The sequence below is a fragment of the Paraburkholderia nodosa genome (assembly GCF_001718195.1).
Taxonomy (GTDB): Bacteria; Pseudomonadota; Gammaproteobacteria; order Burkholderiales; family Burkholderiaceae; genus Paraburkholderia; species Paraburkholderia nodosa_A.
Genome location: NZ_MCNV01000015.1, coordinates 145,921 through 169,417, shown reverse-complemented (window position 1 = coordinate 169,417; position 23,497 = coordinate 145,921). Strand labels below are relative to the sequence as shown.

At 64.8% G+C, this 23,497-nt stretch carries 20 protein-coding genes; 10 read left to right on the top strand and 10 right to left on the bottom strand.

Features of this window, described 5'->3' with window-relative positions:
• Positions 1 to 146 precede the first annotated feature (146 nt).
• The 7 genes from BFD71_RS24285 to BFD71_RS24255 all read left to right on the top strand — a co-directional run bounded on the left by BFD71_RS24285 (position 147) and on the right by BFD71_RS24255 (position 7,119).
• Entirely contained in the window at positions 147 to 1,376 is a 1,230-nt protein-coding gene (locus BFD71_RS24285; RefSeq protein ID WP_083245439.1) for an ABC transporter substrate-binding protein, read from the top strand.
• 85 nt (positions 1,377 to 1,461) lie between these two features.
• Positions 1,462 to 2,673, top strand: a complete 1,212-nt coding sequence (locus tag BFD71_RS24280; protein ID WP_083245438.1) for an ABC transporter substrate-binding protein — start codon at positions 1,462 to 1,464, stop codon at positions 2,671 to 2,673.
• A 28-nt stretch (positions 2,674 to 2,701) separates the two neighbouring features.
• The gene (locus BFD71_RS24275) at positions 2,702 to 3,574 is read left to right on the top strand and encodes a branched-chain amino acid ABC transporter permease (RefSeq protein WP_069266856.1); all 873 of its coding nucleotides are present in this window, start codon (positions 2,702 to 2,704) and stop codon (positions 3,572 to 3,574) included.
• A 5-nt stretch (positions 3,575 to 3,579) separates the two neighbouring features.
• On the top strand, positions 3,580 to 4,569 hold the full coding sequence (locus BFD71_RS24270; protein ID WP_069266855.1) for a branched-chain amino acid ABC transporter permease: 990 nt from the start codon (positions 3,580 to 3,582) through the stop codon (positions 4,567 to 4,569).
• Positions 4,556 to 5,296 carry an ABC transporter ATP-binding protein gene (locus tag BFD71_RS24265; RefSeq protein ID WP_069266854.1) on the top strand — a complete coding sequence of 247 codons (741 nt, stop codon included), beginning with the start codon at positions 4,556 to 4,558 and terminating at the stop codon, positions 5,294 to 5,296. The genes BFD71_RS24270 and BFD71_RS24265 overlap by 14 nt, the downstream gene beginning before the upstream one ends.
• Complete coding sequence (locus tag BFD71_RS24260; protein ID WP_069266853.1) at positions 5,289 to 5,990, top strand: ABC transporter ATP-binding protein; 702 nt, start codon at positions 5,289 to 5,291, stop codon at positions 5,988 to 5,990. Before BFD71_RS24265 ends, BFD71_RS24260 begins: the two co-directional genes overlap by 8 nt.
• Positions 5,991 to 6,111: 121 nt before the next feature.
• Positions 6,112 to 7,119 (top strand): aldo/keto reductase, encoded by a 1,008-nt coding sequence (locus BFD71_RS24255; RefSeq protein ID WP_069266852.1) that lies wholly within the window; start codon positions 6,112 to 6,114, stop codon positions 7,117 to 7,119.
• A gap of 26 nt (positions 7,120 to 7,145) precedes the next feature.
• On the opposite strand, the gene BFD71_RS24250 is transcribed toward BFD71_RS24255, so the two are convergent.
• The 7 genes from BFD71_RS24250 to BFD71_RS24215 all read right to left on the bottom strand — a co-directional run bounded on the left by BFD71_RS24250 (position 7,146) and on the right by BFD71_RS24215 (position 15,478).
• The gene (locus BFD71_RS24250; RefSeq protein ID WP_069266851.1) at positions 7,146 to 8,039 is read right to left on the bottom strand and encodes a LysR family transcriptional regulator; all 894 of its coding nucleotides are present in this window, start codon (positions 8,037 to 8,039) and stop codon (positions 7,146 to 7,148) included.
• Positions 8,040 to 8,291: 252 nt separating this feature from the next.
• Positions 8,292 to 8,777 (bottom strand): energy transducer TonB, encoded by a 486-nt coding sequence (locus BFD71_RS41545; protein WP_176732952.1) that lies wholly within the window; start codon positions 8,775 to 8,777, stop codon positions 8,292 to 8,294.
• 244 nt (positions 8,778 to 9,021) lie between these two features.
• Positions 9,022 to 9,420, bottom strand: coding sequence for an ExbD/TolR family protein (locus BFD71_RS24235; RefSeq protein WP_069266848.1), 399 nt, complete (start codon positions 9,418 to 9,420; stop codon positions 9,022 to 9,024).
• On the bottom strand, positions 9,417 to 10,010 hold the full coding sequence (locus BFD71_RS24230) for a MotA/TolQ/ExbB proton channel family protein (protein ID WP_069266847.1): 594 nt from the start codon (positions 10,008 to 10,010) through the stop codon (positions 9,417 to 9,419). The genes BFD71_RS24235 and BFD71_RS24230 overlap by 4 nt, the downstream gene beginning before the upstream one ends.
• Positions 10,011 to 10,037: 27 nt before the next feature.
• Positions 10,038 to 12,389: a TonB-dependent receptor gene (locus BFD71_RS24225; protein ID WP_069266846.1), complete on the bottom strand. Its 2,352-nt coding sequence runs from the start codon at positions 12,387 to 12,389 to the stop codon at positions 10,038 to 10,040.
• Between the two features lie 343 nt (positions 12,390 to 12,732).
• Positions 12,733 to 13,821, bottom strand: a complete 1,089-nt coding sequence (locus tag BFD71_RS24220; protein ID WP_141710783.1) for a hypothetical protein — start codon at positions 13,819 to 13,821, stop codon at positions 12,733 to 12,735.
• 682 nt (positions 13,822 to 14,503) lie between these two features.
• The gene (locus BFD71_RS24215) at positions 14,504 to 15,478 is read right to left on the bottom strand and encodes a hypothetical protein (RefSeq protein WP_141710782.1); all 975 of its coding nucleotides are present in this window, start codon (positions 15,476 to 15,478) and stop codon (positions 14,504 to 14,506) included.
• 367 nt (positions 15,479 to 15,845) lie between these two features.
• On the opposite strand from BFD71_RS24215, the gene BFD71_RS24210 reads away from it, so the two are divergent.
• On the top strand, positions 15,846 to 16,757 hold the full coding sequence (locus tag BFD71_RS24210) for a YihY/virulence factor BrkB family protein (RefSeq protein ID WP_069266844.1): 912 nt from the start codon (positions 15,846 to 15,848) through the stop codon (positions 16,755 to 16,757).
• Positions 16,758 to 16,940: 183 nt separating this feature from the next.
• Positions 16,941 to 18,194, top strand: a complete 1,254-nt coding sequence (locus tag BFD71_RS24205) for an arsenic transporter (protein WP_069266898.1) — start codon at positions 16,941 to 16,943, stop codon at positions 18,192 to 18,194.
• Between the two features lie 241 nt (positions 18,195 to 18,435).
• Here BFD71_RS24205 and BFD71_RS24195 read toward each other — a convergent pair whose 3' ends face one another.
• The 3 genes from BFD71_RS24195 to BFD71_RS24185 all read right to left on the bottom strand — a co-directional run bounded on the left by BFD71_RS24195 (position 18,436) and on the right by BFD71_RS24185 (position 21,812).
• Positions 18,436 to 20,043 carry a rhodanese-related sulfurtransferase gene (locus BFD71_RS24195; protein ID WP_069266842.1) on the bottom strand — a complete coding sequence of 536 codons (1,608 nt, stop codon included), beginning with the start codon at positions 20,041 to 20,043 and terminating at the stop codon, positions 18,436 to 18,438.
• The gene (locus BFD71_RS24190) at positions 20,040 to 20,636 is read right to left on the bottom strand and encodes a cysteine dioxygenase (RefSeq protein WP_069266841.1); all 597 of its coding nucleotides are present in this window, start codon (positions 20,634 to 20,636) and stop codon (positions 20,040 to 20,042) included. Before BFD71_RS24190 ends, BFD71_RS24195 begins: the two co-directional genes overlap by 4 nt.
• Before the next feature lie 99 nt (positions 20,637 to 20,735).
• Entirely contained in the window at positions 20,736 to 21,812 is a 1,077-nt protein-coding gene (locus tag BFD71_RS24185; RefSeq protein WP_069266840.1) for an LLM class flavin-dependent oxidoreductase, read from the bottom strand.
• Positions 21,813 to 22,038: 226 nt separating this feature from the next.
• Here BFD71_RS24185 and BFD71_RS24180 point away from each other — a divergent pair, with 226 nt between their 5' ends.
• Positions 22,039 to 23,496: an NAD(P)-binding domain-containing protein gene (locus BFD71_RS24180; protein WP_069266839.1), complete on the top strand. Its 1,458-nt coding sequence runs from the start codon at positions 22,039 to 22,041 to the stop codon at positions 23,494 to 23,496.
• The last annotated feature ends 1 nt before the right edge of the window (position 23,497 follow it).

The following is a 23,497-nucleotide window of genomic DNA, read 5'->3' as shown; positions in this document are numbered from 1 at the left end:
ACGCCCGCTTTCCCGAAAACGAATTGTTGGCTTTGCGCGCCTGAACCACACTGGCACCTGTCCAGTGGCGCGCATATGCGAATCAGGCGGCCGCCGCGCAGCAGACTCCAAAGCAGACAAAAGCCCCCAAAGGCAAAGGAGGAGACATGACGCGACCCAAGACGCAGCACGGGAGCATCGGCAAACCGGGACGCGAACGGCCCGCACAGACGAACCTGCGCGGCGCGCTGGCGGCGGCGCTCGCCATCGCACTCGCGCCGTCGTTCGCGCACGCCACGGAATGGCGCGTGGGCGTCGAACTGCCGCTCACCGGCGCGCTCGCGCAGGCGGGCACCGAAATGTACCGCGGCATTCAGGTGGCGGCCGACATCTACAACCGGCGCCATCCGCAGGACAAGATCACGCTGGTGGCCGTCGACGACGAATCGAACCCGGCCAAGGCCGTCGCTGCTGTCGAGCAACTCGCCTCGCAGCACGTGGTCGCGATTGCGGGCGCAGCCAATTCGAACTGCGCCGGCCCGGCGTCGGAAGCTGCGAACAAGGCCGGGCTCGTCTACGTGACGTCGGGCGGCACGAGCGATGACATGGTCACGCGCGGCCTGAAGAACTTCTTTCGCGTGAGCAACACGCCTGGCTACACGAAGGGCATGGTGGGCCTCTTCAACACGCTGGGCGTGAAGTCGGTGGCGATCGTCTACTCGACGAAGGACGCGACGAGCGACCTCGCGAAGCAGCTCGACACGGCGCTCAAGGCGCAAGGCATGAAGACCTTCCTGCATGCCTACGATCCCTCGATCGGCGACTTCAAGCCACTCGTCAACAAGGTCAAGCTGCAGGACAAGCCCGACGCCATGGCGATGCTCGGCTACGAGAACGACTACGTGGGCATTCTGCGCGCCTCGCGCGTGCTCAAGCCCGACCTGAAGGCGATCGCGGCGCCATGGGCGTTCGCGAGCCCGAAGATGGCGCAGTCGTTCCCAGACCTCGTGCCGAACGTGTATGGCGCGACCGTGCTCTCTTCGCCGGCCGACTACCGCTCGGCGGACCAGCGCGACTTCTCCGACACGTACCAGCGGCTCTTCAAGACCACCTCGAACTATCAGTCGCAGACGTCGTTCGTCTACGCGCAGCTGTTGTTCGACGCGATCGCGAACGCGCAGAAAGCGGGCACGCTCGACAAGGGCGGTCTCGCCGACACGCTGCGCGCGACCCAGCGCGACGACACGTTCCTCGGCAAGGTGGCGTTCGACGCACGCGGCGACAACACGAACTACGTGGCGCATATGGGCCAGTTCGCGCACGACGGCAAGCTCTCGCTCGTCTGGCCCGCGACCTACGCGACGGCGAAGCCGGTGTATCCCGGCGTGCCGTGGTAACGAAAACATAGAAAAACGAAACAGGGCGAGCACTGCAATTGAACGGTGCCGCTTCCTATTACCGAGACTCAGGTTTGGAGGTTCGATGGACCGCTTCGCGACTCGCAGCAAGCCGCGCGCCCTCGTGCGCGCACTCTTTCGCATCGGCGCGGGCGCCGCAAGCGCCTGCGCGCTGCTCGCCCACACGCCCGCCGCATTTGCCGACACACTGCCCGTGGGGGTGGAGTTGCCGCTTACCGGTTCGATGGCGCGTGCAGGCAACGCGCAGCTCGAGGGCATCCGGCTCGCCGCCGATCTCTTCAACAACGGTAGCGGTAAACACAAGGTCGCACTCACCGTGATCGACGACGAGGCGCAGCCCGCCAAGGCCGTATCGGCGGTGGAGAAGCTCGCGTCGCAAGGCGTGCTCGCCATTACCGGCGGCTATGGCTCCAATTCGGTGAGCCCGGCTTCCGAAGCGGCCGACAAGGCGGGCATCGTCTATATCACCTCGGGGGCCGTGGACAGCGCGATGACCTCGCGCGGCCTCAAGCACTTTTTCCGCATCGGCCCCGCATCGGGCTATTCGAAGGCCGTGGTGGGGCAGTTGAACGCCATGGGCGTGAAGTCGGTTTCGATTCTCGCCTCGACGAAGCAGGCCACCACCGACCTCAGCAACGAAGTCTCGACGCAACTGCGCGCGCAGGGCGTGGCGGTGACGGTGCATGCGTTCGACCCGGCGATGACGGACTTCAAGCCGCTCGTGAACAAGGTGCGCTTGCAGGACAAACCCGAAGTTCTGCTGATGATCGCTTACGAGAACGACTATATCGGCATTCTGCGCGCGGCCAAGGTGCTGCGCCCGCAACTAAAGGCCGTGATGGGCGCGTGGTCCATCGTGACGCCGAAAATGACCACCGACTATCCCGATCTCGTGAACAACGTGATCGGCTGCGCGATGCTGCCATATCCCGCGGACTTCGGCACGGCCGACGGCAAGGCCTTCGTGCAGGCATATCAGGCTGCATATCACAAGGAGCCCGACTATCTGGCCGAATTCGCCTACGTGCAGTCGCGGCTGCTGTTCGACGCCATGGCGCGCGCTGCCGACGCGGGCACGCTCAAGCAGGACGGCATTGCCGCCGAACTGCGCGCGAAGCCGCACGACACGCTGATCGGCAAGGTGAGCTTCGCGCCGAACGGCGACAACCCCGTGTTCCTGAACAACATGGCGCAGATCCAGGGCAATCGCATCGTGCTCGTGTGGCCGAAGGAGCGCGCCACGGGCAAGCTGAACTACCCCGCGCTGCCGTGGTAATTGCGCGCGCAACGAAGGAGGAGCCGCGATGACGGACCTGTTGCTGCAATCGCTGTATTCGGGCGTGCTGGTGGGCGGCGCCTACGCGCTCGTCGCGCTGGGGCTCGCGCTGGTGTTCGGCTCGATGCGCATCATCAATCTCGCCCACGGCGAACTGGTGCTGCTTGCCGCCTATATCGCCTACACGTTCGAGACGAAGCTGGGCCTGAACCCCGTGTTCGCAATTCCGGTGGCGATTCCGGTGGTTTGCGCCGCGGCGGCCGCCGCGTGGTATCTGGTTAGCCGCATCAAGCGCGACCGCGAGCTGAACTCGCTGATTCTGACCTACGGAATCGGCATCGTGTTGACCAATGCCGTGCTGCTGGGCTGGGGCGCCGACGTGCGCTCGACCGGCAGCGCATGGCTGCAGGACAGCGTGATGCTCGGCAACCTGCTTTCCATGCGCAGCGAAGTGCTCTCGTTCGGTATCAGCGTCGTGCTGATGCTCGCGCTCTGGTGGTGGCTCTCGCGTTCGTGGTATGGGCGCGCCGTGCGCGCGATTTCCAGCAACCGCGATGCGGCGCGCCTGATGGGCATCGACCCGCGCAAGACCGAACTGATCTCGTTCGTCGTAGCGGGGCTGCTCGCTTCGTGCGCGGGCGTGTCGATCTACGCGTCGAGCGCGATCCAGCCATCCATCGGCGAAGCGCTCACCGTCAAGGCGTTCATCATCACGGTGCTCGCGGGCGTGGGCTCGATTCCGGGCGTGCTGGCGGGCGCGATGCTGCTCGGCATTACCGAGGCGCTCACCGTCACGCTCGCCAGTTCGGCGTTGCAGGAACTCGCGGGCATGCTGCTGTTTCTGCTCGTGCTCTACGTGCTGCCGAACGGCTTGTTCGGTGTGGCGAAACGAAGGGGATGAGATCGATGTCGACTTTGAAAATCACATCGGCCTGGTCCGGCCCGCGCCTGGCCGGGCTCGCGGTGGCGCTGGCCGTGCTGTATGCGGGCGTGCCGCTCGTGTTCGGGCAGAACCTGTATCTGATGAGCCTGGCGGTGGCCTCGCTCACGATCGCGGGCGTGGCGCTCGCGTGGGCGCTGCTCGGCAACCTCGGCGGCATGGTGAGCTTTGGCCACGCGGCATTTTTCGGCGTGGGCTCGTATATTTCCGCGCTCCTCACGCTCAAGGCCGGCTGGCCCGTGTTTCCCGCGATGCTCGCGGGCGGCGTGGGGGCGGCAGTTGCCTCGCTTGCGATGGCGCCCGCGCTGCGTCTGAAGGGGCCGTACTTCGCGCTTGCCATCCTCGCCTATGCGCAGATCTTCCGCATCATCGCGACCGAATGGTCCGATCTCACGGGCGGCGCGAGCGGCCTTTCGAGCATCCCGGGGCTGCCGAAGGTCGCGGGCTTCGACTTCGGCAGCAAGAGCGGCGGCTACCTCGTCGTGCTCACGCTCGTACTGGTGTTCGCCGCGATCTATGCGCGGCTGCGCGGCAGCCATGTGGGACTCGCGCTGCGGGCGATGCACGAGTCGGAGGACGCCACGCGCGTGGTGGGCGTGAACAGCGTGATGCTCAAGCTCGCCATGCTGATGCTTTCCGCGCTGATGACAGGGCTCGTCGGCGCATTCAACGCGCACTACATCAACTTTCTCGAACCCGACTACGCGTTCAACGCGAGCTGGGCCGTCGTGCCGATCATCGCGGCGATCTGCGGCGGCTATCGCACCATCCTCGGACCGCTCGTGGGCGCGGTGACGGTCTATCTGGTCGACCAGCTCGTGCTCAAAAGCCTGCTGCCGACGGGGCACCAGATCGTGCTGGGCATGCTGCTCGTGGCGATGATCATCGTGAGCCCCGCGGGTCTGACCGCGCTGCGCTTCAAACGTACCCGGCGAGGTGTCTATGCAGCAAGCTGAACAGGCGGCGGAACTGCGCCTGCAGGATGTGTCGATCCGCTTTGGCGGCATCACGGCGGTCAACGGTGTAAAGCTCTCGCTCGGCACGCGCGATGTGGTGGGGCTGGTCGGCCCGAACGGCGCGGGCAAGACGACGCTTTTCAACGCGATTTCGGGGCTCGTGCGGCCCACGAGCGGCTCGATCCGTTTCGGCGATGTGGATTTGTTGAAAGCGCCGCTCTATCGGCGCGCGCGCCTTGGCATCGGACGCACGTTCCAGGTGCCGCAGCCCATGCACGAGCTCACGGTGCGCGAGAACCTGATCGTCGCGCAACGCTTCGGCACTGGGCGAGTGGACGAGGCGCGCATCGACGAGATCCTCGCGTTCCTGGGACTCGACGGCAAGGCGCAGCGCGACGCGGCGACCGAACTTGCGCTCACCGAACTGAAGGCGCTGGAGGTCGCGAAGGCGCTCGCGACGGGGCCGAAGCTGCTGTTGCTCGACGAAGTGCTGGGCGGTCTCGAGACGGCCACCAAGCGCCGCTTCATGCAAACGCTGCTGGCGGCGCATGAGCGATACAACGTAGGCATCCTCATCATCGAGCACGATATCGAAACCGTGATGAACCTGTGCCGGCGCGTGTGCGTGCTCAATTTCGGCAAGCTGATCGCCGATGGGCCGCCCGCCGAAGTGTTCCGCGATCCCGAGGTCGTGCGCAGCTATACGGGGGAGGCCGCCCATGCTTGAGGTCAGCAGCGCCCGCGCCGGCTATGGCGCGATCAATGTGTTGTGGGACGTTACGCTCAATATCGCGAGCGGCGAGGTCACGACGATCGTGGGCCCGAACGGGGCGGGCAAGACCACGCTGCTACGGGCGATCATGGGGCTCGTGCCGCTGGAGCGCGGTCAGATCACCTTCGACGGCGCGCCGCTCGCGGGCGTGCCTACATGGGACATGGCGCAGCGCGGTGTCGCGATGGTGCCCGAGGGGCGCATGATTTTCCGCGACATGTCGATCGAGGAGAATCTGATGCTGGGCGCGTTTGCGAAAACGCGGCGCGCGGGGGCGAAAACGCAGCTCGAGGAAGTCTATGCGCTGTTTCCGCTGCTCAAGGAGCGGCGCGCGCTGCCTGCGGGCACGCTATCAGGCGGGCAGGCGCAGATGCTGGCGCTGGGGCGCGGGCTCATGTCTTCGCCGCAACTGATGCTGATCGATGAGCCTTCGCTTGGGCTTGCGCCTGTGATGGTGCAGGAAGTTTTTGCGATCCTGGAGCGGCTTAAGGGGGCGGGGCGTACTATCGTGCTGGTGGAGCAGAATACCAATATGGCGCTGCGGCTTGCGGATCAGGTTTATCTCATGCAGGGCGGGAAGGTTACGTTTGCTGCGCGTGCCAGGGAGGTGAACGTGGAGGTGCTTCACGATATGTATTTTGCGCGGTAGCTTTTTTGTCAATAGCGTTTCATGAATCGTATTCATGAAAGCATGCGCGATCCAGGCCTTTATCGAAAAGCCACTCCGTATTTAAATCTCCACTTTGGCAACGAGCTCGAAGTGAGAGGATATGGACTATCGCAATCTGGGCCGCAGTGCACTCAAAGTTTCGCCGCTGTGCCTCGGCGCGATGATGTTTGGCGGCGAGACCGACGAAGCCGCGTCGAAACGCATCATCGACAAGGCCTTCGAACAGGGAATCAACTTCATCGATACGGCGGACGTCTATCGCGGAGGCCGCTCGGAAGAAATCGTGGGCCGCGCCATCGCGGCGCAGCGCGACAACTGGGTCGTTGCGACAAAATTCGGTTTCCCGTTCGCACAGGGGCCGAATGAGCAGGGGCAGTCGCGCAAGTGGATCTACCAGTCGGTGGAGGCGAGCCTGAAGCGCCTCGGAACCGACTATATCGACATCCTCTACTTTCACCGCGCGCTGCCCAACGTGCCACTCGACGAAGCCGTGCGCGCCGTCGGCGATCTGATCCGCCAGGGCAAGGTGCGCTATTTCGGCGTGTCGAATTTCCGTGGCTGGCGCATCGCCGAGATCGTGCGCCTCGCGGACCAGATGGGCATGGACCGGCCCGTGGCGAGCGAGCCGCTCTATAACATCGTCGATCGTACGGCCGAGGTCGAGCAGTTGCCCGCGGCCGCGCATTACGGGCTAGGCGTAGTGCCCTACAGTCCGCTCGCGCGTGGCGTGCTGACCGGCAAATACGCCGTCGATGCGCCACCGCCCGGCGACAGCCGAGCGGGCCGCGGCGACCGGCGCATCCACCAGACGGAGTGGCGCGCCGAGTCGTTGCGGATTGCGACCGAGATCGCGAATTACGCCGTAGAGCGCGGCACGACGCCTGTTGCGTTCGCGCTCGCATGGGTGCTCAAGAATCGTCACGTCAGTTCGACGATCGCGGGCCCGCGCACCGAAGCGCATTGGGACAGCTATATCGACGCGCTGAACCTTCAGCTCGGCCCCGACGACGAAACGTTCGTCGACAGCCTCGTGGCGCCGGGGCATGCCTCTACGCCGGGATATACGGACCCGGGCTATCCGGTCGAAGGGCGCAAGACGCGTACGTAATCCGCACCGGCAGGCGCTGCGCTACGCTAAGCGCGATAGCGCAGCGCGTCGATCACTAGCGCGAGCGCGCGCGACGACTGTCGCCGGCTCGGATAAAACGCGTGATAGCCCGGAAATACCGGGCACCAGTCCTTGAGCACGCTTTTCAGGCGGCCTGCGCGGATGAACGACAACGCGGCGTTCTCGGGAACGAACGCGAGGCCGCGACCGTCCAGCGCCGCGTTGAGCATTTGCGGCATGGCGTTGAACGTGAGCTGGCCGTCCACGCGCACTTGCAGCGCATGCTCGTCCTTCTTGAGTTCCCACGCGTACAGGCCGCCCGACGACGTGAGCCGCAGCGTAATGCAATTGTGCTTGAGCAGATCCTGCGGCGCGCGCGGCGCCTTGTGCGCCGCGAAATAATCGGGAGAACCGACGATTGCCATCTTGACGTCCGGCCCGATGCGCACCGCGATCATGTCCTTCTCGACCTGATCGCCCAGGCGCACGCCGATGTCGTAACGATCGGCGACGATGTCGCGCAGGCCGTAGTCCACAGTGATCTCGACCTTGATGTCGGGGTAGTCTGCGAGGAGCGGGCGCAGCTTCGGCCAGATCACGGTGTCGATGGGATGATCGATCGCGGTGATGCGGATGGTGCCCGCGGGCTTGTCGCGCAGTTCGGTGAGCGCGGCAAGCTCGGCGTCGATCTGCTCGAAGCGCGGCGAGAGCGCCTGAAAGAGCCGCTCGCCGGCTTCCGTGGTGGCGACGCTACGCGTGGTGCGCGTGAGCAGACGCAGGCCGAGACGCGTTTCGAGGCTGCGGATGGTGTGGCTCAGCGCCGACTGCGAGACGCCGAGCTGCGCGGCCGCACGCGTAAAGCTGCGCTCGCGCGCGACGGCGAGAAACGCAATGAGATCGCTGAAGTTTTCGCGCGCCATGATGGGGTTCGCTGTGGGGGCGGGTGAAGCGAATCGTATCAAACACGCGAACGGCAGGCGTGCGTCTCGCCTCCTGCCGTTCGACCTCACGACGCTCAGGATCGTCCTGCCCTACGCCGCTTTGATGACGATGGTCGGGCTGCCCGAGACGCTCCTCACGCTCAAACCTCACCGACGACGTGACGGCCACGCGCGGCCGCCCCAACGATAAGGAGCGGCCGCGCGTGCACGCCTGGCTCATCGTTCAGTGTGTCAATTGACATTGAAGTGGACGCGAACGTCCTGATGGCTCTCGACGGGCCGACCGTTCTCAATTGCCGGGAAGAAGCGCCACTGCCGCAGCGTGACAAGCAGAATCTGGTTCAGCCGCGGACTTTGCGTGGGCTTCACCAGTTCGATATCGAACGTACCGTCCGCATGGACGGCGAAGCGTACAACGGCGACGGCCTGAAATGCCTGCTCTCGAAGATCGTCGGGGACTTCCGGCAGGGGTTGCGAGAGCAGCCGGGCCTGCTGGCTGACGGGCCCGGTCGAACCGTCGGCGTTCGATGGGGCGCCGGACTGCAGCGTGTCGGCGCCCGGGGCAGACGCAGTTTTTGACGCGGGCGTTGCGGATGCGTCTTGCTGTGTGGCTGTCGCGCCTCGAGGAGCGTCGGGTGCGGGGCGGGGCGGCGTAAGCTCGCGAGGGGCATGGTGCGCCGCGCTGCTGCGCGCCACCTGCAGCTGCTGCCGTTGCATGCGGGGCGCGCTGTGAGGCGCGGTTGGCGCAGCGAGCCGGACGTTGTCGTGTGGCGTTTCGCTTGCACGTTGCGCGCGCGGTAGTTCCACGACCTGCAGCTCTATCGCCTGCGGGGGCGCCGCGGGTCGCCCGGAGCCCATGAGCCAGCGCAGATGCGCAAGGAAGAACCACCACGCTATCGCTGCCACCGACGCGGCAACGATAAAGCGACGCACATTGTGGTTGCGGCGTGATAGCGATTCGCTATTCACGATGCACGGCAACGAGAAAATGTTCGGCGCCCGCCTTGCGCGCTTCGAGTATTGCTTCCACGACCACGCCATGCGAAGCGCCGTCGTCTGCGGCTACGACAATACGCCCGTCCTTTCGGAGCAGGTTCGCCACCACCGCGCGCACTTCATCGAGGCGAACGGGCTGCTGGTTCACGAAGATGTGGTTGGCGCGATTCACGGAGATGGTGAGCGGCCGGTCCATCTGCATCGGCTGTGCCTCTCCTCGGGGCAGATCGATATGGACCGCGTCGAGCCGCTGCATCGCCAGTGTCGTCAGCATGAACGTGGCGAGCAGAAAGAACATCACATCAATCATCGGGATGATCTCGATGCGGCCACGTCTCGACGTGCGTGCACGTCTGAGCTTCATGACGCCGCACCGGAGCGTTCGCGCGCGAGGCGCAGGTCGCCGATGCGGCCGTTCGCGAAGGTCTCGACGTCATCCATGAGCCGGTCGACGCGACGCGAAAAATAGTTGAACGCAAAGAGTGCGATCAGTGCGATCACGAGACCGATGGCGGTGGCAACCAGGGCCTGGGCCACACCCCCCGACACGCCCGAAGGGCTGACGAGGCCATCGCCGCCGATCAGTCGGAACGAATGCATCATGCCGACGATCGTGCCAAGCAATCCCAGCAGCGGCGCAGCGGTCACGATCGTTTCGAGCAGCCACAGACCGCGGCCCATCTCGCGCTCGATCTGCGAAGCGGCCGTTTCGACCTGCCCCTCGATACGCCAGATGGGCATGCTGCTGTCATCGAACAGCATGTCCACGCGTCGCAGCACATGTTCGTCCGGCAGTGCGCGTACGGCGCCATCACGCGGCATTCGGGCGTAGCGCCACCAGACGTACATCCGGTCGAACGTGATGGCGAGTGCGAAGATCGCCAGCAGGCTCAACGGGTAAATGACCCAGCCGCCGAGCCGCAACGCTTCGGCAATACCGTTCCATTCGTTCATGATTGGACTCCTTTACGCGTGAAATGATCAGAAGTGCTTGGTAATGCCGGCGTAGATCGCTCGCTGCGGGCCATACTGTGGCGCACCCACGCCGATGCCGGATCCGTCACGCAGTTGGTAGACGCGGCCGAAGGCATTGACCAGCACGAGCCGCGCATCGAAGCGGCCGATCAACGGTTCGCTGAAATGCTGGATCACACCGACGTTGACCTGCGCATACCAGGGCAGACGCCCGGTATTCGCAAAGCCGCTGCGCAGGCCGCTACCTACGATCGCATCTGTGGTGAGAGTCGTCTGGCCCAGGGAGTAGGTGCCGCCGAACGACGCGGTAATGCGCTGATCGTGATCGAGGTAGACCCAATGGTTTGCAATGTAGGCCAGTTCGTCGGCGCCGAAATTGAACTGCGCCGATTCGATGTTCTTGCCCTGCGCGCGGCTGAATGCGACATTCAGATAGGCCGTCACATTGTCCTGGTGGTAGCTCGACGTGAACTCCACGCCGTAGACTCGCCCATACTGGTAATTGAATGGCGTGAAGATGAGCGCGGTGCCGAATTGCCCCTCGTCGAGCAGATTGCTGGCGCGCTTGTAGTACGCGTCGAGTCCAACGGTCAGGCTGGAGGTGAGGCGCTGCGTAATGCCGATGTCGAAGTAATCGGCGCGTTCGGGCTTCACGGGATCGTTCTGCGCGTTCGGGCTCTGGTTGGTCGTGCCGTTGAACTTGCTGACCGTGGAGTCGGAAACGAGTTCGAAAGCCGGCGGCGTGAAGTAGCGCGCGTAGCCGGCGTGCAGCGTCGTCGCGTTGGTCGGCTGCCAGACGAGTCCGACGCGCGGGCTCAGTTGTCCGGCCTGCACATACTCGTCCATGCGGTCGTAACGCAGACCATAGTTGAGTGTCAGCTTCGGCGTGATCTTCCACTCATCCTGCAGGTAGAGGCTGTACAGATAGCCTGTTTTGCTGTTGGCATCCTGAATCGTGAGTGGCTGGTCGGAGGTCTGATTGCCGTTCGCGTCGACGGGAAACACGGCCACGCTGTTGTCGAACACGGCATGCTCCTGCTGGAACATGAGACCCGCGCGCAGCGTGTGTTGATCATTGAGCCGGTAAGTGAAATCGGCCTGAACGCCATTCGCCTGGTTGCTGTGGAAGTCCTCCGATGCGACGCCATTGAAAATGAGGTCGCCGACCGGGTCCGGATTGAACTTGGTGCGCGTGTAGCGCGTGAAGAGCGCCACCTGGTAGTCGAGTGCGCCACCGTTGGTGCCCTGCAATGCCACCACCGCGAAGTTGTTCAGCTCCGACTGGGTCTCGTTGAGGTTCGCCGAGTCGAACGTGGACTGGCCGTTCAGCGTGTAGACGGGGGCGAGCCCCGGCGTATTCGGAATCTGGAACTGGTTGCTTGCGGTGCCGAACATCACACTCACGCGCGTGAGCGGGTTGAGCAGGTACGACATGTAGCCGAAACCGTTGCCCTGGCGCGTGTGGTCGTGCAGGGGGCTGCCGTCCGAGGTGGGCGCCTCGATGCCGAGATTGTTCTGGCCGAGCGAACCGGCGAAGTAATAGCTGAACGGGCCGCTGGAGCCGAACACATCGGCGCTCGTCTGGATTGTCTGGTGACTGCCGCCGTAAACGTCAATCGTGCCGCCGTTGCCGGTGTCGCCGGACTTGGTGCGGATGTCGACGATGCCCGCCGTGCGATAGCCGTACTGAGCCGGCAGCGCACCCGTCACGAGATTCACCTGGTCGATGATCCGCGTATCGAGCGATTGCCCGAAGCCGCTGATCGGCTCCGGAATGATGATGCCGTTGAGGCGGTACTGCAGGTTGGCATGGTCACCGCGCACGTGGAGCTGACCGTAGGAATCGTTGGCGACGCCGGGCGCCTGCAGCAGAACCTGGTTGAGCGGCGTGTTCGCGCCTTGCGGCGACGAGTCGATGTCGGCCTGCGTGATGCGGTAGACGCTCGCACCCACTTCGGGCTGGAGACCGTTGCGAGCGCGGTCAAGGCGCTGGGCGTTGACGGTGATGTCGAGCGTGGAGTCTTTCTGGAGCACGACGGCGACCGGCTCGGGCGCCTGTCCCTGTGTCACCGTCGCGACGCGTGTGACGGTGTTGTAGCCAGTCGCCTCCACGTTGACGGCGTAAGTGCCGGGCGCGATGTCCTCGAGCCGGAAGCGCCCGTTGGCGTCGGCCGTCGTCTGGGCGACTTTTTTGCCGCCGGCGTCCTGGAGCGAGATCTGGACATGGGCGGGCGCGTGGCCCTGCGCGTCCGCTACCGTGCCGGCAAGCGTGGCTTCGCCACTGGCAGCGATCGAGCGGGTGCAAAACGTACAGGCGAGCAGCACCATACCGGCCTGCGATTTCAGCGAGCGGTTCATTGTTTTGTTGTGATTTCGGGGTGGACGCGCCTTTTGTCAGGCAACGACGCGCCATCGATCAATCGAGCGTTGGCGCGCAGGATTGGTAATGTTATAACGTAACATAAAGAATTGGCAATCCCCCGTATCGCGCCGATCCAGGGCGTCAGGAACGGGCATGCTCACGCTTGATTGATTTCCCGTGGCGCTCGCTTTCGAAAATCGCTCGACCGGGTCTTGGAAGGAGAGGGGAAGGCTTCAGGGGCGCGGCGTCTTCGAGCCGAGGGGGCGCACTTGCCGGATGACGCAATCGCCGCGAACCGGCTTGCTGCGATCACGTCATCCGGCAATCGATACGCGGCCGTTATTGCTGGGCGCCTGTCGATACAAAGGCCATGCCATGCGGACTGGCCAAATTGGTTACCAGCGGCAGAAGTGCTCCGCTGCGCAAGTCAAGTTGGCCAACGTAAGCCGGCACTGCCGGCGTGCTACCGGAAGCGGCCACACCCGTCGAGGCGGAGAAAGCCGCGTCACGCTGCCAGACATTGGCGCTGATCTTGTACACCGTGTTGGCTTTCGTATCGGATACCAGCAAGTACCCCTGTCGCGCCGCGGCGAATACCGTGTCATCAACCTGCACGTTGCCGAGAAGTGGCAGATATTGCACGCGCGGCTCATCGCCCGACGAGCGCAACAGGACAAGCTGACCGTCTCCCTGATCATCGAGCAGTACATCCCCCGACGGCGTGAGCGTCATTGAATCCGGATCGGTCAGGTTGAGGGTTGCCACGGTGCCAAACGGAATGTTGCTGGCGTCGAGCGAGCCGCTCATGACAGGCGTAACGTCGATCCTGTAGCTGTTTGCATCAAGGTGCACGACGCGGACGATCGCGGGCCCCGTATTCTTGCCGCTAGCGCTAAGGGTGGGATTGGACGCACTGAAGTAGGCCTGGCCGTCCTTGAACACGATGTCGTCATAGCCGCCACCGTGCAGCGTTTTGGCGAAGGAATACGGCCTGGAGGCCTGGCCGGTCGCGGGATTGATGATGACGAGGTTCGGATTCGCATCCTCGTTCTGCATCGCCCAGATCTCGCGCGTGTACGGATTGACCTTCAGGCCATCGTTGTGTCCCGCGACTTGATACGACTTCACGATGCTGCCGTCCAACGTGTATTCGACAATCACGCTCATCGCGCCATTCGTGCCATCCGGTGCGCCGGTGTTTGCATAGCCGACCCAAACGTGATCATCAAGCACGGCAAGTGAGTCCGGTGCGCTCATCAGCCCGCCTGAACCCGTCGCGAAGACGGACAGGCTGAATCCCGGAGTGACTATCGGTTTTGCCGCGGTCTGGGCGTCGGCGGCACCGGCCGCGAAGCAGAGTACGGTGAACGCGAGCGCGGTGCGGCTAAAAATGCGGCTTGCTGCGTGAAGAGTTTGAATGCTTCGCATGTTCATCTCCTGAAGCAGGTACGCGGGCAGAAAAGTCGGGGCGCCATCGTTTTTGAGGCGACCGGTAGGAAACCGAAATAGATGGAAACACGCGGAAGTGACTTGATCGTGACGGTGCATGAGACGCCGCACTTGTTGAGGTGCGGCGAGCGGCGTCTCGCCATACCTCAACTGACCGGTAGCGCAAAATTGCCGCTATACGATGGGGAATCTCCCGCCAGGCGAGAGCTTTGGTACGGTCGGCCACCTGGTCATCGCGCTGCCTGCTGCAAACTGGCCGCGCGATGACTAGTCACCGCTTACGAGCAGCGTCGGTTCAGCCGTTCCTCTGCAAATTTTTTACGTCTCGTCGATTCGCCATGCTTGACCGCCACCGTCAGAAGATCGGGGCCTGGCTCGGGATGCTTGCCATCCTGCTGGCAAAGCCGCGGCCAGCCACGCGGCGGACGCGTGCGACTTCCCGGCGCGCGAAGCCATTCGTCTCGTGCATCTGAGCGCGACCGCGCTATGGGCCGGGAGGCACCGGCAGCCGCCATGTCCGGGTGCAGGCGTGATTGTTCGGGTCAATGCCAAAGGAGCGCGATAAGAATGATGATCGGAATCGGAACGCCAAGCAGAAAAAGAAGAATTGAGCGCATGTTTGCCTCCTCTCAGATCGAAAGTAGTGGGATTTGCCGAGCCGTCACCATTCACGCATCCTGCCGCCGATCGTCGCCATGAGACTGGCGGAGAAGGCCCCTATGAGCAGCGAAATGAAGAGCCACAACGTGACGCGGACGGTGGCCCTGCGGACCGCTTCTGCGGCTGCGCGCGCGGCGCGTTCCTCGGCATCGACCTTTTCCTGCAAGCGCGACCAGGTGGTCGTGACGCGCGCGCGGGCATCTGCCGGTGCGAGCCCGGTTCTCTCGGCTACGATGCGCGCTACGTACGCGGTGTCCTCGGCCGAAAGCGCCCCGCCCGCGGGCAGACTGTTGAGGAAAATTCGCGCGATCTCCTGCTTCTGCTGCGCGGTCTCGAAGACCTGTTCGGCATGCAAGGTACTCGGTGAACTCGAAGCAACCGAGGTAGACAACGCACCGGATGCGGCGGCGCCCGCAACCGGACGCAGCATGCCGTCGATCAGATAGCCCATGGGCCAGGTGCTGTATGCGGCCTGGGCGTTGCCGCGATTGAGGGCGGCAACGCCGCTTGCGACGTGCGCTGCGCTCCGTGCGCCTGCGCTCACGCCCTCTCGGGCCAGCCCGGACATGGCCGCGGTGAACAGGACGGCGGAAAGGAGCGTGGCGAGCGCCCAGGCGAGAAAGCCATGTGCGGTGTCGCGGAAGTGGGTCTCGTCTGTACCGATACCGGGCCAGTGCCGACGCAACCGCCCCGCGAGATAGCCGCCGAGACCGGCAGACATCACCTGCGTCACGCAGATCCAGATGACGGCCGCCACGCCGAAAGTCTCTGCGTGCGCGCCGCTTCCGGACCAGGGCGAAAGCGACGAAAGCCCGAGGCCCGTGCCGAGCATGAGAAGAATGAGGGCGAAGGCCGCCATGCCCACGGCTCCCGCCACGACAGCGCTCCAGGAAACGGCGGAGCGTGGGCGTCCATTGCGGGACTCCGCGACCCGCGCTGCTGCGACGTCATTCCCGAGTCGATCGATCTCATCCATGGCTAACTCTCTTTCCGGTCGTGAGCCTGCATGCGAAGCCACGCATCGGCAGGCGGGTCAAGAGCGCAACAGCACGAAACGTGCCGCGCGCGCGAACGCAGCGGACCGCGGAAGAGGGTGGGAACATGGGCGACGTGCCAGGTATTGCGCAAGCAGGTCCGCTGCTTGCTGCCAGGAAGGCGTCAGACTGCGCACCGCCAGGTAGCGATTTCCCCGCGCCAATGTTCGCTGACCGGTGACGTCGCACTTCGCTGTGCTTCAGGACGTCACCTGCACAATGAGCCCAGGCGGTGCGGCCTTGGGCGCAACGCCTCGCGCCGGGTGCAGGCGAACGCTGCCCGGAGCGGACGAAACAGGACAGCTTCACGTGAGCAACGCCGATCATCCACACGGACAGGCTCTGCGCTTCGTTACCCGGCATCCCCTCCGGTTCGTCTTCCAGGTGTGCACGGCGTTCCGCAGGAACCAGGGGTTGCTGCTCGCAGGTGCGATCGCTTACTACGCATTGCTGTCTATCGTGCCGCTCCTGATACTCGTCGCGATCGCGTTTAGTCATTTCGTTGGGGAGCAGCTTCTGCTCGATACGCTCGCGCATTTGCTCGAATGGCTCGTACCGGGGCAGTCGAAAGCGATTGTGGCGGAGCTTGCCAGCTTTCTCGCCCATCGCTCCGTGATTGGCTGGTTTCTCGTTGTCACGATGATCTTTTTCAGCTCGCTTGCCTTCACCGTGCTCGAGAACGCGCTTTCAATCATTTTCGTGCACCGGGTCGCGATCCGGCGCAGACACTTCCTGCTGTCGGCAATCGTGCCGTATCTGTTCAGCCTGTCTTTGGGTATCGGCGTGCTGGTGGTGACGCTCGTCTCCAGCGGCCTGCATGCCGTAGCGAGCGACAGCATTGTGCTGTTCGGTCATGCGGTGCCGCTAACAGGCGCGACCCGGGTCGTGCTGTATCTGTGCGGTTTCGCGGGTGAGATTCTGGTGTTGACGGCGATTTATCTGGTGATACCGGCGGGGCGCACGACGCTGCGCCATGCGTTCGTCGGCGCGGTCACCGCCGGCGTGTTGTGGGAGATCACGCGACGCGTGCTGGTGTGGTATTTCGCGACGCTCTCCGAGGTGAGCGTCGTCTACGGGACGCTGACGACGGCGATCGTCGTGCTATTCAGCCTCGAAACCCTTGCGACCCTGATGCTGTTCGGTGCGCAACTCATTGCCGAGTACGAGCGCCTCGATACAGGCAATGGCGAGCCGGCATCGCGGCCGGTAGTGACTGGTTGACCACAGGAGGCAGCCGAAAGCCTGCTCGCCACGTCGGATTCGAGCGCCGGACGGTCTTCGGCCCCGGGATTGTTGATCAAATTGCCGTCGGCTGCGCGAGCGCCGACCGGTCAGGGCAGGTACGACGGGTGCTCGAGGGGCTGCTGTCCCGATCTGTCAGGCTTGGTACAGTTGCAAGCACCCTTGAATCCAGCGGTCTTTTCCTGGACCATCGCAGCGGTCGCGACTGCGGGTGTCATCCTGCGGCCGCTTGGATGGCCGGAAGCCATCTGGGCGGTCGGAGGGGCGCTGTTGCTAACGCTGTCCGGATTGCTGCCGTTGAGCGCGGCATTGCAGGCTATCGGCAAGGGGACGGACGTCTATCTCTTTCTCGGCGGCATGATGCTGCTTTCGGAAGTCGCCAGACAGGAAGGACTATTCGACTGGATCGCCGCGCTCGCCGTGCAACATGCGCGTGGTTCTCCACTGCGGCTGCTGGTGCTCGTCTACGTGGCAGGAGTCGTCACGACCACTTTTCTCTCGAACGATGCGACCGCGGTCGTCATGACGCCGGCCGTCTACGCCGCCGCCAAAGAGGCCAAGGCTGAGCCGTTGCCCCTCCTGCTCTCGTGTGCGTTCGTCGCCAATGCGGCCAGTTTCGTGCTGCCGATCTCGAACCCGGCCAACCTGGTTCTATATGGAAATCACACGCCGCCCCTCGGAGCCTGGCTCTCGAGATTCGCGCTGGCGTCGGTGTTGTCATTGTTCGCGACCTTTGCGCTCCTATGGTGGACGCAGCGTCGCGCGTTGCAAGGCACCTTGGCCAACGATGAGCCTGAGTCCGGTCTTGGCGCCGGTGGTCGCCTGACGCTTTGCGGCCTCGCGCTGACGTCAGTTGCGCTTCTGGCCGCGTCGTTGCGTGGCCTGCAGCTCGGTGCGCCGACCGCAGTGTTGGGTTCGCTCACTACCGGCGTCGTGCTATGGCGCGAGCGCGCGTCGCCGTGGCCGTTGCTCAAGCGCATCTCCTGGAGCGTGCTGCCACTTGTCGCCGGGCTGTTCGTGATGGTTGCGTCGCTCGATCATACCGGCGTGATCGACGCGCTGGCCGGTCTGCTGAAGCACGCGACTTCGGCGAACGAGACACTGACAGGATTGGGCGCGGGCGCGGCGGCGGCGTTCGTCAGCAACGTCGTCAACAACCTGCCTGCGGGACTGGTTGCTAGCGCAGCAACGATCAAGGCGCAGAGTCCCCAGCCAGTAATCGACGCGTTATTGATCGGCGTCGATCTCGGGCCTAACCTCTCGGTGACTGGATCGCTCGCGACGATCCTGTGGCTCGCCGCGCTTCGCCGCGAAGGTGAGTCCATTACCTTTGGCCGCTTTCTGAGCGTGGGCGCCGTCGTGATGCCGCCGGCCCTGATTTGCGCATTGGCCGCAAGGCTTCTGGCGGGAAGCTAGCCGAGTCGCTTTCACGTAATAACCCGGAGGCGGGGCTCTCAAGTGCTACGAACTGTTGCTCGAGAGGCTTGTCGAGTTCCTCGCGCTCACATCGATTTCGTCAGGCGATTCCGGCGTAGCCCAGTTAGGCTATCAGGCCGCGGCAATCGTCATCGCGCTGCATCACGTCACTTTCGACTGTCTGCAGATTGCCGGGCTGAACGCATCCTGTTTTACGCGACCCGCGCTCTCGGCGTCGCCTTCAGATCACGAAGAATCCATGTGTGCCGTCGCGCTCTAGCTGCGCCACGAGCCCGTACTCCCATTCGAGGTACGCGTTCATCGCCTCGCGGGCGTTGTCGGTACCTTCGTAAGGGCGCCGGTAGCGGTCGATACGCGGCGACGCCAGATGCGCATCGCCGCTTTGCACCGGCAGGCCGGCGCCTATCCATGCCGCCGTGCCGCCTTCCAGCACTTCGACGGGCTTGCCCGTGAGCGAGGCAATCTCGGACGCGGCGAACGGTGCGAGCGCGTTGGTCATGCACACGGCCACATAGCGGCGCGCATCGGGCAGCGCGCGCAGATCGTCGAAGCCTGGCGCGAGATGCGACCGCAGCGCCCACCACGCGCCGGGAATATGTGCCTTCACGTGATTGGCGCTCGATGTGAAATCGAGCACGACAGTGCCATGATCGCTCGCGGCAAGACGCGTGGCGAGCGCTTCGGGCGTGATCGTCGAGACGCTGGCGGCGGCGGGCTTCGGCGCGCGCCATGCGCCCGCTTCGGTGAGGTGCCCGCTGCGGGCTTCGTCGATCACATGCACGTCGACGTTCATCTGTGCGAGCCAGGAAGCGGTCATGTTGGCACGCACGCCGTCGTCGTCGAACAGGACCACGCGCGCGCCACGCACCGGCGCGAACATTTCGGTTTCCTGAACGAGCTGCCCGCCCGGCGCACCCTGAAACCCTCGAGCATGCGCGTGTTCATACTCGGCAGGCGTGCGCACGTCGAAGCGATACGTCGTACGCGACGTGTCGGCGGCCCACTGTTCGGCTTGCGCGAGCGTCGTGCGCTGCACGCCCGCGCGGCTGGCGAGCGCGGCGGCCGCTGCGCGCGATTGCGCGAGCGTGGCCGCGTCGCGTCCCGCCTGCGGTTCGAACTGGCGTGCGCTGCCATGCTCGAGCGTCTGCCCGGCCAGCGTCCAGCCGATCGTGCCGTTGCGCAGCGCCGCCACCGGGTTCGGCAGCCCCGCATTCACGAGCGATTGCGTGCCGATGATGCTGCGCGTGCGCCCCGCGCAGTTCACGATGACGCGCGTAGCGGGATTGGGCGCCAGCGCGCGGGCGCGCAGCGCGAGTTCCGCACCTGGCACGCTGATGCTGCCGGGAATGTTCATCGTCTGGTACTCGTCGAAGCGGCGCGCGTCGAGCACGACCACGTCTTCGCCGCCCGAGAGCAGCGCATTCACGGCCTCGGCCGTCAGCGAAGGCGTATGGCGCTCCGCTTCGACGAATTCACCGAATGCCTTGCTCGGCACGTTCACGTCGCGGAACACCTCGCCGCCCGCATCGATCCAGCCCGCGAGTCCGCCTTCCAGCAGCGCGATATCGGTGTAGCCGAGCGCGTCGAGCTTCGTGGCCGCGCGCTGTGCGAAGCCTTCGCCGTTATCGAGCAGCACGATTGGCACGCTGCGGCGCGGCAGCTTCGTCCAGGCGTCGAGTTCGAGCTTCGAGAGCGGCAGGTTGGCGGCAAAAAGCGGATGGCATTGCGCATGCGGATCTTCCTCGCGCACGTCGAGCAGCGCGATCTCGCGGCGGGCGAGCAGGGCGTCGCGCACGTCCTGATGCGTGCGTACGGGAAATGGCTTCATGAGGCGTTGGGTTCCTTGCTGAGATCCCAGAAGTTCGGGAGGACGTCGTTCGAGTAACCGGAGATGAAGGGCTTGGGCGAGGCGTCGGCCGGATAGGTAAACCGGCGCACCGCGCCGATGTTCGCCCCATACACGTGAATGCTGACCGAAACGCGATCGTCGTAGGCATTGCGCACGCGGTGGATGTCGCCGAGCGTCGGCGAGACGGCCTCCACCTCGCCGCGCTGAAGCAACACCTCGCGGCCCAGCGGATGCAACGCACCCGCCGCGTCGTGCGCGTAGGGCTGCGCATATTCGGCGCCGCGCAGCACGCCTATCAGGCCCCACACCGTGTGGTCGTGAACGGGCGTTTGCTGGCCCGGTCCCCAGACAAAGCTGACCACCGAAAAGCGCTGGCGCGCGTCGGCGTAGAGCAGGTATTGCTGATAGCGCTCAGGCGAGGGCGCGGCGTAGGCGTCGGGCAACCAGTCGTCGTCGCGCACGAGTTCGCGCAGCGCATCGAGGCCGCGATCGATCAATCTGGACTCGCGCGGCGCGTGGTCCACGAGTTCCGCAATCGTGCCGACGAAGCGGCGAAGCTTGTGAATGCCCATCAGAACTTGCGGATGGGCGCATGCCGGAGGACGGCGCGCGGTGCAGCGGTGCCGATATCTGCGGCGTCGGTATGGCTCATGGCGGTCTCTCCAGCCGTATCAGGCGGCGGCGCGTACGCGCGAGGCCAGTTCGCGCGTGGCCGGAATCAGCGCGCGGCCGTAATCGATGGCGTCCTCGAGCGGGTCGAAGCCGCGAATCAGGAACGTCGTCACGCCCAGTGCGTGATATTCGGCGAGCGTCTGCGCCACCTGGCCAGGCGTGCCCACGAGCGCCGTCGAGTTCGAGCGCCCGCCAATTTCCTTCGCGACGGCGGTCCACAGGCGGTCGTCGGCGCGCACGCCGTCGCCCGCTGCGCCGAGCAGGCGACGCGCGCCTTCGCTCTGAAGCGGGGCGCCCGTGTCGAGACCCTGTTCGGCGCGCAGGCGACGCGTCTCGTTGAGGATATGTTCGGCGCGCTCCCACGCCGCCTTCTCGGTGTCGGCGAGGATCGGCCGGAACGACACGGAGAAGCGCACCTGGCGTCCGTGTTTCGCGGCTTCGGCACGCACGCGAGCAATGAGGTCGGCCACGCCTTGCTTCGATTCGCCCCACAGCGCGTACACATCCGCGTGCTTGCCGGCCACCGCGAGCGCGGCTTCGGAAGCGCCGCCGAAGTAGATCGGCACGTGCGGCTGCTGACGCGGCTTGACCTCCGACCACGCCTGTTCGAAGCGATAGAAGCGGCCTTCGTGGTCGAACGGTTTGCTTTCGGTCCATACACGTTTGAGCACCTGCAGATACTCGTCGGTGCGCGCGTAGCGCTCGTCGTGGCTCAGGTAGTCGCCGTCGCGCCGCTGGTCGGCGTCGCTGCCGCCCGAGATGAAGTGCACGGCGAGCCGGCCGCCGGAAAAGTGATCGAGCGTTGCGAGCTGGCGTGCGGCGAGCGTCGGCGAGACAAAGCCGGGGCGGTGCGCCAGCATGAAATGCACGCGCGACGTCACGCTTGCCGCATAGGCGATCGTCAGCGTGGCGTCGGGGCTGACCGAGCTGTGCGGCACGAGAATGCGGTCGAAGCCTGCGTGCTCGTGCGCCTGCGCAAAGTCGCGAACGTAGTCGACGTCGATGGCCGGACCTTCGGCGAGATGCGTCTCCGACACCTTGCGCTGCTGGATCATGCCGATGAATTCGATGCTCATGCGGGCTCCCTGGGTGGACGAACGATCCAAAGAGGCTACCACCCGGGCATGCGAGGTTTAAATATTGAATGCTGATAAACATTCCATTCGCACATGACATGCAGCGGCATGCCGCGCGCCGAAAAAGGAAAGTCCGAATCGTTCTTTGCCGGCGCGCGAGCGCTCACCGATACTCGGATTTCCGGCGCGCGGTTGCGCCCCACGTGCCCCTTCGCAGGACATTCCCATGAGCGATCCCACACTGCACGACCGTCTAGCGCACAGCACACTGCGCCTCATCGGCCCCGATCCGGAAGATTGGGTCGTCAACCGTGACGGCATCGATCACAACGTGGTCGTCGTGGGCGGCGGCCAGAGCGGCACGGCCTTCGCGTTCGGCTTGCGGCGCGCGGGGATCGGCAAGGTCAGCGTGATCGACGGCGCGCCTGGCGCGCCGCACGCGGGTGTCTGGACCACACGCGCTCGCATGCAGCGCTTGCGCACGCCCAAGACACTGGCAGGGCCGGAAGCAGGGTTGCCCGCGCTGAGCTTCCAGGCGTGGTACGAAGCGCGTCACGGCGAGGCCGCGTACGCCGAATTCGAACGCATTGGCCGCGAGGATTGGGCCGAGTATCTTGCGTGGTATCGGGAATTCCTCGGCATCGCGGTTCGTTACGGCACGACGCTCACGCGCATCGAACCCGTTGGAACGCACTTCAGGCTACATCTGGACGTTCGTCACGGTGACGATGTCGTGCGGCGTGTGGAAACGGCGCGCAAGGTGATACTCGCAAACGGCGTGGCGGGCAATGGCAAGCCCAACCTCGCCGCGGCGCTGGCCGTGCTGCCGCGCACGCACCTCGCGCATACGTCCGATGCGATCGATTTCGCCGCATTGCGCGGCAAGTCCGTCGCGGTGGTGGGGGGCGCGGCCTCGGCGTTCGACGCGGCGGCGACGGCGCTCGAAGCGGGCGCTGCCGATGTGCACCTCTTCGTGCGTCGCGCGCTGTTGCCAAGCCTTCCTGTGACGCGCGCCCGTGCGTATCCTGGCGCGTACGACAACTATCCCGCGCTGCCCGACGCGCTGCGCTGGCGCCTGGCACTGCGCTTTCGCCGCGCGGGATCGACGCCGCCCGCCGACGCCGTCTCACGCGCCACGCGCTTCCCGAACTTCCATCTGCATCTGGACGCCGTGTGGCAGCGCGCGACGGTGGAGGGCACGCGCGTAGCGGCGCGGGTGAACGACGCGACGTTCGCATTCGATTTCGCGATTGCCGGAACCGGTTACGCCGTCGACCTGCACGCGCGGCCCGAACTTGCCGACCTGGCCGATCACGTGCTGCTCTGGCGCGATCATTACACGCCGGCGCCGCACGAGCAGGACGAGGCGCTCGGCGCGCATCCTTACCTCGGCGCGGCGCTCGAATACCTGGAGAAGACGCCGGGCACGGCACCGTTCCTGCGCAATGTTCACGTCTTCAATCCGGCCGCGTTCGTGAGCCGCGGGCTGCCCGTTGGCGACGTGCCGAGCATGAAGCGCGATATCCCCGCCGTGATCCGGCGCATCAGCGAGGATCTGTTTCTCGACGATATCGAGGCGCATGAGGCGCGGATGAGCGCCGTGGTGGCCGCCGATTTCGAGCCGTCGCTGTATGTGGACAGCGTGTACAGTGAAGAGCGCGTCGAGCCGGCGCCGTCGCGATAAC